The sequence below is a fragment of the Drancourtella massiliensis genome, assembly GCF_016900655.1.
GTDB lineage: Bacteria > Bacillota > Clostridia > Lachnospirales > Lachnospiraceae > Sellimonas > Sellimonas catena.
In genome coordinates, this window is the sequence record NZ_JACJKH010000090.1 from 1 (window position 1) to 687 (window position 687).

Below are 687 nucleotides of genomic sequence, written 5' to 3' on the forward strand. Positions count from 1 at the left end.
AAAGTTAGCAACCCCCATTTCAAATGGGGGTTTAATTTTAACCCCTCCAGGGTATAGTACTGGTATCCGCTAAAGCGGGTTCGCAGACACCTTGCTACTGGCAGCCTCCCATGGAAGGCTCTTTTATTTCATTCCATCTTCCAGTTTATCGTTTTCCTCTTGTTCCTTTATATATTGGCGTATTGTTTCTTCATTTACATTGCCGATTGTAGCAACGTAATATCCTCTTGCCCAGAAATGTCGATCTGCATATTTAGGTCTGAGTTCCGGATGTCTGTCGAAAAACATTAATGCACTCTTTCCCTTTAAATATGCTACAACTTCGGAAACACATAATTTTGGTGGAATTGCTACATACATATGCACATGGTCTTTGCACACTTTCCCTTCTATGAGACTAATTCCTTTCATTTCACATAATTTGGGAATGATTTCCACTAAATCTTTTTTATTTGCTCCATACATTATTTTTCTTCTGTATTTTGGAATAAACACAATATGGTAGGTGCAATTCCATCTCGTATGTTGTATACTTGTATTGTCCATTTGGATACCTCCTATGTCTGACGTTATGGCTGCGAACCCACAACATTATAACATAGGAGGTTTTTCCTATGGTACCTTATGTAACGCTACGGCTTCGCCTATTCCCCCATCTCAGATGGGGGTTTGCGAATTATTCAATCA

At 39.2% G+C, this 687-nt stretch carries 1 protein-coding gene; it reads right to left on the bottom strand.

Annotated elements, in window-relative coordinates:
- Positions 1-123: 123 nt before the first annotated feature.
- On the bottom strand, positions 124-546 hold the full coding sequence (gene tnpA, locus H6A32_RS15845) for an IS200/IS605 family transposase (protein WP_204864827.1): 423 nt from the start codon (positions 544-546) through the stop codon (positions 124-126).
- Positions 547-687 lie beyond the last annotated feature (141 nt).

What these genes read in the sequence shown, in the direction of transcription:
- tnpA (WP_204864827.1), bottom strand. Translation starts at nt 546, where the DNA reads ATGGACAATACAAGTATACAACATACGAGATGGAATTGCACCTACCAT.